Raw genomic sequence first — 821 nt, 5'->3', positions numbered from 1 at the left:
AAGTCATGACCACCCGTCCAACGGGTGGCTTGCTCCGGGCTATAAGCCCGTGTTACTAGGCCGGCGTCTCAAGGCGCTGGCTTTCTCTTTAGGCTATGGGAATGCTGCTTACACAGCATTCCCACAGCTCCGTTCAAGCCATATTGCTTTTGACTCGTCGCTACCCCTCAAGGGGTATTGTTACTACTTAGCTCTAACCCTTAAAAGGGTCTTCAAATTCCTTTACACTCAATTTATCCAATGCAATGTCATGTTTCTCCTGATCCTGAATGTACTTTCTTATAGTTGCTTCATTCAGCCCTACTGTACTAACATAATATCCTTCAGCCCAGAAATGACGATTCCCAAATTTATACTTTAAATTTGCGTGTTTATCAAATATCATAAGTGCACTCTTTCCTTTCAAATACCCCATAAATGATGATATACTTATCTTAGGCGGTATGCTCACCAACATATGAATATGATCTGGCATCAAGTGCCCTTCTATAATCTCTACTCCTTTATAGCTGCATAGCTGCTTAATAATATCTCTAATATCTATTTTGTATTGATTATAGATTATTTTTCGTCTATACTTTGGTGTGAAGACGATATGATATTTGCACATCCATTTTGTATGTGCAAGTGAATATTCTTTCTTTGCCATAATTACCTTTCCTTTCTACAATATAGCCTGAACAACTCTATTGTACACGGAAAGGTAATTTTTGTATAACATCCGACGCGCACCCGCATAGCGGGTGGTTAATTGTTTCGCCCATTTACATTTTTCGGTTCAGAGAAAAACTCCAATGGGCGAAACAGGCTAAAGTCATTAA

General features: G+C 39.5%; 1 protein-coding gene. It reads right to left on the bottom strand.

What is annotated here, in order from left to right; translation table 11 throughout:
* Positions 1-193: 193 nt before the first annotated feature.
* Positions 194-649 carry an IS200/IS605 family transposase gene (tnpA, locus tag HMPREF9629_RS11245; RefSeq protein WP_009526489.1) on the bottom strand — a complete coding sequence of 152 codons (456 nt, stop codon included), beginning with the start codon at positions 647-649 and terminating at the stop codon, positions 194-196.
* Positions 650-821: the final 172 nt, after the last annotated feature.

Origin of the sequence: Peptoanaerobacter stomatis, from assembly GCF_000238115.1 — a bacterium.
Lineage (GTDB): Bacteria > Bacillota > Clostridia > Peptostreptococcales > Filifactoraceae > Peptoanaerobacter > Peptoanaerobacter stomatis.
This window is presented reverse-complemented; position numbering and strand designations above follow the sequence as displayed.